The sequence below is a fragment of the Streptomyces alkaliphilus genome (assembly GCF_014141535.1).
Lineage (GTDB): Bacteria > Actinomycetota > Actinomycetes > Streptomycetales > Streptomycetaceae > Streptomyces > Streptomyces alkaliphilus.
This window is the reverse complement of sequence record NZ_VKHT01000225.1, coordinates 1-6,124: the sequence shown is the minus strand read 5'-3', so window position 1 is coordinate 6,124 and position 6,124 is coordinate 1. Positions and strand designations below refer to the sequence as shown.

8 protein-coding genes are annotated in these 6,124 nt (G+C 71.4%); 4 read left to right on the top strand and 4 right to left on the bottom strand.

What is annotated here, in order from left to right; translation table 11 throughout:
• From FNQ90_RS09775 to FNQ90_RS09765, 3 genes are all read left to right on the top strand, one after another.
• Nucleotides 1-260 (top strand): PaaD-like zinc ribbon domain-containing protein (locus FNQ90_RS09775; RefSeq protein WP_456115093.1); only part of this gene is annotated, 260 nt, incomplete at its 5' end.
• The gene (locus FNQ90_RS09770) at nucleotides 238-1,326 is read left to right on the top strand and encodes a 2Fe-2S iron-sulfur cluster-binding protein (protein ID WP_182606005.1); all 1,089 of its coding nucleotides are present in this window, start codon (nucleotides 238-240) and stop codon (nucleotides 1,324-1,326) included. The genes FNQ90_RS09775 and FNQ90_RS09770, both read left to right, overlap by 23 nt.
• Before the next feature lie 145 nt (nucleotides 1,327-1,471).
• The gene (locus FNQ90_RS09765; protein WP_182606004.1) at nucleotides 1,472-2,641 is read left to right on the top strand and encodes a pyridoxal phosphate-dependent aminotransferase; all 1,170 of its coding nucleotides are present in this window, start codon (nucleotides 1,472-1,474) and stop codon (nucleotides 2,639-2,641) included.
• Nucleotides 2,642-2,784: 143 nt separating this feature from the next.
• Here the strand turns inward: FNQ90_RS09765 and FNQ90_RS09760 are convergent, their stop codons facing one another.
• Nucleotides 2,785-3,219: a VOC family protein gene (locus FNQ90_RS09760; protein ID WP_182606003.1), complete on the bottom strand. Its 435-nt coding sequence runs from the start codon at nucleotides 3,217-3,219 to the stop codon at nucleotides 2,785-2,787.
• A 567-nt stretch (nucleotides 3,220-3,786) separates the two neighbouring features.
• The gene (locus tag FNQ90_RS09755) at nucleotides 3,787-4,770 is read right to left on the bottom strand and encodes an NAD-dependent epimerase/dehydratase family protein (RefSeq protein ID WP_182606002.1); all 984 of its coding nucleotides are present in this window, start codon (nucleotides 4,768-4,770) and stop codon (nucleotides 3,787-3,789) included.
• Between the two features lie 165 nt (nucleotides 4,771-4,935).
• Between FNQ90_RS09755 and FNQ90_RS09750 the strand changes: the two genes are divergently transcribed.
• Nucleotides 4,936-5,388, top strand: coding sequence for a MarR family winged helix-turn-helix transcriptional regulator (locus FNQ90_RS09750; protein ID WP_182606001.1), 453 nt, complete (start codon nucleotides 4,936-4,938; stop codon nucleotides 5,386-5,388).
• 205 nt (nucleotides 5,389-5,593) lie between these two features.
• Here FNQ90_RS09750 and FNQ90_RS28665 read toward each other — a convergent pair whose 3' ends face one another.
• Nucleotides 5,594-5,794, bottom strand: coding sequence for a hypothetical protein (locus tag FNQ90_RS28665; protein ID WP_194432380.1), 201 nt, complete (start codon nucleotides 5,792-5,794; stop codon nucleotides 5,594-5,596).
• Nucleotides 5,795-5,810: 16 nt separating this feature from the next.
• Nucleotides 5,811-6,124: hypothetical protein (locus tag FNQ90_RS27230; RefSeq protein ID WP_228471008.1), on the bottom strand; the 314-nt coding region annotated here is incomplete at its 5' end.

Sequence of the window (6,124 nt, the reverse complement as noted above, 5' to 3'; positions counted from 1 at the left end):
ACATCACCCCCGCCGGGCGCCGCGCCCTGGCCGACGCCGGCCTGGCCCCGCCCCGCCCCGGCGGGCCGACCGGCGGGGCCGCCGACGGACCGGTGCCCATCGAGCTGGCCATCCGCTGCCCGCGCTGCGGTTCCACCGCCACCACCCTGATGAGCCGCTTCTCCGCCACCCCCTGCACCTCACTGCGCCGCTGCGAGTCCTGCCGCGAGCCGTTCGACCACGTCAAGGAGCTGATCCATGTTCCACGAGCTGCGGGTTGAGGCGGTCGAGCGGCAGGGTCCGGACGCGGTGGCCGTCACCCTCGCGGTCCCCGACGACCTGCGCGCCGCGTTCCGCTTCCTGCCCGGCCAGCACCTGACCCTGCGCCACCCGGTCGAGGACGGCACGGAGCTGCGCCGCAACTACTCCATCTGCACCCCGGCCACGGACCCCGAAGGCCCCGCCGACCTGACCATCGGCATCCGCCGGCTGCCCGGTGGCGTGTTCTCCGCGCACGCCGTGGAGCGCCTGGCCGTCGGCGACACCCTCTCCGTCATGCCACCGGCCGGCCGGTTCACCCTGGTGCCCAAGCCGGGCCGGGTCGCGGCGATCACCGGCGGCAGCGGCATCACACCGGTGCTGTCCATGGCGGCCACTCTGCCGGCCGTCGAGCCGGAGGCCCGGTTCACGCTGCTGCGCAGCGAGCGGACCGCCGCCGACGGCATGTTCGTCGAGGAGGTCGCCGAGCTGAAGGACCGGTATCCCGACCGCTTCCAGCTGGTGCACAGCCTCACCCGCGAGGACCTGCACGCCGGCCCCGCCTCCGGGCGGCTTGACGCCGACCGGCTGCGGACCCTGCTCCCGGCGCTGCTGCCGGTCGCCGACGTGGACGCCTGGTACCTGTGCGGGCCGCCCGGCCTGATCGACGGCGCCCGCACCGCGCTGGGCGACCTGGAGGTGCCGCGCGAACGCGTGCACACCGAGCTGTACCACCCGGACGACGCCCGCGACGTGCCCACCGGCCCCGTGCGGGCCGCCGCCCCCGGCGGGGACGCCGCCGGTCCGGCCCGGGGCGCGATGCTCACCGCGACGCTGGACGGCCGCTCCGGCGGCGGACCGGTCGGGGAGGGCGAGACGCTGCTGGACGCGGTGTTGCGCGGCCGACCCGACGCCCCGTACGCCTGCAAGGGCGGGGTGTGCGGCACCTGCCGGGCACTGTTGGTGCGCGGCGAGGTCCGGATGGACCGCAACTACGCGCTGGAGTCCGAGGAGTTGGACGCCGGGTTCGTGCTGGCCTGCCAGTCCCGCCCGCTGACCCCCGAGGTGGAGCTGGACTTCGACCGCTGACCCGGCCGGCGGCCGGTCGGATCGGCGGCGTGACCGCGCGACGGATCTCCGACAGGATGGCTCCCGGGGCCCGGGAAGGATCCCCGGGGCGCCCGGAAACGGGACCCGACACGGATCACCGCACGACGGCGAGGACGGTGGAGAGATGATCGACAGGCCGCTGCTGAACCGCCGCCTGGACGGACACGGCACGACGATCTTCGCCGAGATGTCGGCGCTGGCGGTGCGCACCGGCGCGATCAACCTCGGCCAGGGCTTCCCCGACACCGACGGCCCCGAGGAGGTCCGCGAGGCCGCCGTGCGGGCACTGCGCGAGGGACGCGGCAATCAGTACCCACCCGGCCCCGGCGTCCCCGAACTGCGCGCCGCGATCTCCGACCACCAGCGACGCTTTCACGGCCTGACCTTCGACCCCGACACCGAGGTCCTGGTCACCGCCGGCGCCACCGAGGCCATCGCAGCCTCCTTGCTCGCCCTGCTGGAACCGGGGGACGAGGTCATCGCCCTCGAACCCTTCTACGACTCCTACGCCGCCTGCATCGACATGGCCGGCGCCCGCCGCGTGCCGCTGACGCTGCGCGCCCCGCACTTCCGGCCCGACCTCGACGAGTTGCGGGACGCCATCTCCCCCCGCACCCGGTTGCTGCTGCTGAACTCCCCGCACAACCCCACCGGCACCGTCCTCACCCGCGCGGAACTGGGCGAGATCGCCGGGTTGGCCGTGGAGCACAACCTGCTGGTGGTCACCGACGAGGTCTACGAACACCTCGTCTTCGACGGCGAGCACGTGCCGCTGATCTCCCTGCCGGGGATGCGCGAGCGCACCGTCTCCATCTCCTCCGCCGGCAAGACCTTCTCCTTCACCGGTTGGAAGGTCGGCTGGGTGACCGGGTCGGCCCCACTGGTGTCGGCGGTGCGGACGGCGAAGCAGTACCTCACCTATGTGAGCGCCGGACCGTTCCAGTACGCGGTCGCCGAGGCCCTGGCCCTGCCCGACGCCTACTTCACCGACTTCCGCGAGGACCTGCGCGCCAAGCGGGACCTGCTCGCCGACGGCCTGACGGAGGCCGGCTTCGAGGTGTACCGGCCGCAGGGCACGTACTTCATCACCACCGATGTGGCGCCGCTGGGCGAGAAGGACGGCGTGGCGTTCTGCCGGGCCCTGCCGGAGCGGTGCGGGGTGGTCGCGGTGCCCAACGCCGTCTTCCACTACGACACCCCCGACGCCGGTCGCTCCCAGGTCCGCTTCGCCTTCTGCAAGCGCGTCGAGGTCCTGCGCGACGCCGTGAACCGCCTCCGCGCCCTCGCCGGCTGACGGGCGGTCCCGTTCGGCTGCGTTCCACGGGCCCGGCCGGGGTGATCACCCGGCGCCGGCAACGGCACCGGCACCGGGGCCGGTGGGCGATGCCGGTGCAGCCCGGGTGGAACGGCTCTCCCCCGGACCGCGCCGATGAGCGCTCAGTCGAGGCAGAACTCGTTGCCCTCGATGTCCTGCATCACGATGCAGGACTCGTTCTCCTCGTCGGCGAGCATCACCCGCACGCACACCGCGCCGAGGGCGACGAGGCGGTCGCGTTCGGCCCGGAGCACGGCCAGGCGCTCCTCCCCCACGAGCCCGATGCCGGCGCGCACGTCGACGTGCACCCGGTTCTTCGCGACCTTGCCCTCGGGGACGCGCTGGAAGTACAGATGCGGGCCCGCCCCGGAGGGATCCACGCACGCCGCCCACGGACTTCGTTCCCCGGCCGGCAGCGACTCGGCGAAGTCGTCCCAGCCGGCGAACCCCTTGGGGGGCGGCGAGAGGACATATCCCAATGCCTCGCACCAGAAACGGGCCACGCCCAGGGGGTCCGTGCAGTCAAAGGTGATCTGGATCCGCTTGACCGATGCCATCGGGCCACCCTAACCATGCGGTGTCCCCCAACTCGTCCCAATAAAATCGGAGTTGTCGGAAAAACACACCCAGGCCCGGAGGCGCCCCGGGGCGGGACCGCCGAGTCGGTGTCAACGGCGGGGACGCGTACCCGGAGGTGTTCGTCCGACCGACCCGGACTTCATGACCACGATGCACCGGCTCCCGGACCTCCACGTCCACCCGCCCGACGACGGCCGGGTGATCCGCGTCGACGGGTTCGGACCGCTGGACCCGATGCCCCGCAAGGGCAGGGCCCGGGCGACCCGCCGGGTCACCCCGCCGATTACGGGCCACCTGCAACCGCCGACACGGCGTGATGCCCGTGCTCGCCGCACTCGCCCCGGCCACCGGCAGGGTCCACCCCCGCATCCGGCGCCGCAAACGCCACGGTGAGTTCCTCGACCTCCTCAAGTCGCCGCGCGCCGGGTGGTCGGGGCAGAAGCTCCACATCGTGGTCGGCAACTTCTCGCCGCACCGCCGCCCCGATGTCCGGGACAAGGTGGTCCCCCTCCGCGGAGCACCGGTGGCTCGCGGTTTCCGGCGCGCTAGGACTTCATCTCCGCCAAGCCCTTCTCCAGCGTCACGTCAGGTGAGTAACCCAGTTCGGTCCTCGCGGCGGTGATGTCGTAGGCACGGTCACGGCCGGTCCAGCTCACGAGCCAGTTCGTCAGCGGGGGCGCCGTCTTGCGGCGAAGCAGGCGTGCCGTGCGATCCATCATGGCCGCCATGGGTGCCGCGATCGCCATGGGCACGCTGCGGCTCCTGGACAGGTCCACACCACGCGTGGCGAGCAAGGGGGTGAGGAAGTTCCGGATGGGCATCGGGGTGCCGTCGGTGATGTAGTAGACGCCTCCGTGACGGCCCCGTGTGAGCGCGAGGAGGATTGAGCCGACCAGGTTTTCGACGTGTACGAAGTCGACGGTGTGCTTGCCGTTGTCGATCCAGGAGAACCGTCCGGCCTCGGCGACCTCGGTCAGCTCGTCGAGGGTCGCCATGCCGCGACCCCAGATGAACGGTGGCCGGAGTACCACCAGTTCGGTCTTTCCGCCACGGGCCTTCAGCAGGGCGCGTTCGGTGTCCAGTTTGACCCGGCTGTAGGCGATGTTCGCCTTGCCCTCCGGCGTCAGCTCGTCCACGACAGGAAGGCGCTGACTGCCCGTGGAGACGGACGCGGCACTGACGAGCACGAACCGCCGCACTCCCGCGGCCACGCTCGCCGCGTGCAGGGCCACCGTCGGCACGTGATTGGCCTGTTCGAAGAGGGAGTCGGGCCCCCAGAACTTCATGTGGGCCGCGACGTGCACGACCGCGTCGACCTCCCGCAGCCGGGCGAGCCACGGCCGTGTACGGGGATCGGCCTCGCGGAGGTCGGCGAGATCGCCGGGGACCGGGTCGGCCCCGGCCCCACGCACGCGCCGGCCGCTCGAGTCCGACCTGGCGAGTGCCAGGACCTCATGTCCTTCGGCGACGAGGCGATGGATGAGAGCGCTGCCGACGAAACCGCTGCCCCCCGTGACGAAGATCTTCATGCTTCCACTCCTTGTGTGCGCACGTCTCGTGCGCCCCTGGTTCGAGTCCCGCAAGGCGAGAGGCTTGCTCGCGCGCCGAATGCATCGCCATCCAATAGTTCGGCGTCGATGTATCTATGCCTATATAAACCTGTCGTAGAATGGTGCGTCAAGTAGGAGGTGGCGATGTCCGGCGCGAGGGAACGCGTGACCGCGGCGCGGGTGGCCGACGAGTTCAGCCGTGCGGCGAAGATCCTCGTCCGTCACTTCAACGAACGCCTGGGTGAGCACGGTGTGTCGACACCGCGGTCGCGCATCGTCGTCGAGGTGGCACGGTCCCAACCCGTTCGGGTCACCGAGCTCGCTCTCGCGGTCGGCATCGCTCAGGGGACGGCTTCGTCGCTCGTTGACGCGCTCGTCCGCGACGGAATGCTCGAACGTCGGGCCGGTGAGGACGACCGCCGGTCCGTGTTCCTCCGGGTGACCCCGCAGGGAGCCGCGCTGGCTCAGGATTGGACAGCCGGCTACGAACTGGCGGCGGAAGAGCTGTTCAGTCCACTCACCGCGGAACAGATGTCCGCGTTGGTCGACATCCTGGGGATTCTCAGTGCCGATGGGAAGTCCGCCGCGGGCGACTGACCGGCGGAGCACAGCCGGTCGGTGAGCGAGGTCCCCGCAGTGCCCTCGCGGAACGCCGTCGCGCGGCGACAAGGTTTGCCGGGGTGGGTCTGCGGCCGATCCGGGTCGTGTCCTTGTGCCCGCCGGTCGGGTCCCGGACGTGCGCCCCGCGTCGACCTCAACGGTGGGGACGCGTACCCGGAAGGAGCTCGGGCGTGAACGGACCTCACGCGGGCGCCGGTCCCCCTCCGGCTTCGGCCGGGTCGATCGACCGGTGGGCCCCCGAATCCTTGCTCAACAGGATGCCGCGAGGTCCGAACCCGGCCGATGAGTGGAAACGCACCGCTTCTTCATCGGGCGCGAAGACACCGGCGTGCAGGAGGTGGATTCCACGCTCGGCGGCGGCCCGCTCCGCCGCCGAGACCAGAGCCGCCCCGATGCCCTCACCCCGTCTCCTCGATCGGCGCTCCCGACAGGACGTTCACCCACCCGTGGCAGGTGTCGATGGTGACCGCGCCGAACAACTCCGGCGTCGACACCTCCACGAGGAACCGCCTCAGCAGATCCTCCTGTCCTTCCTTGATGTCCACGGCCTCCTCGAAGTGGACCGCCTGCGCCCATGCGACCAACTCTCCGGGTTCGGCCGCGCCCCTCACCACCCTCCGGACAGCGGCGAGGGCATGATCATGGTCGAAAACCGCCTGTCTCTTATACACAGCTGACGCTGCCGACGATGCGTCAAGTGTAGATATCGGTG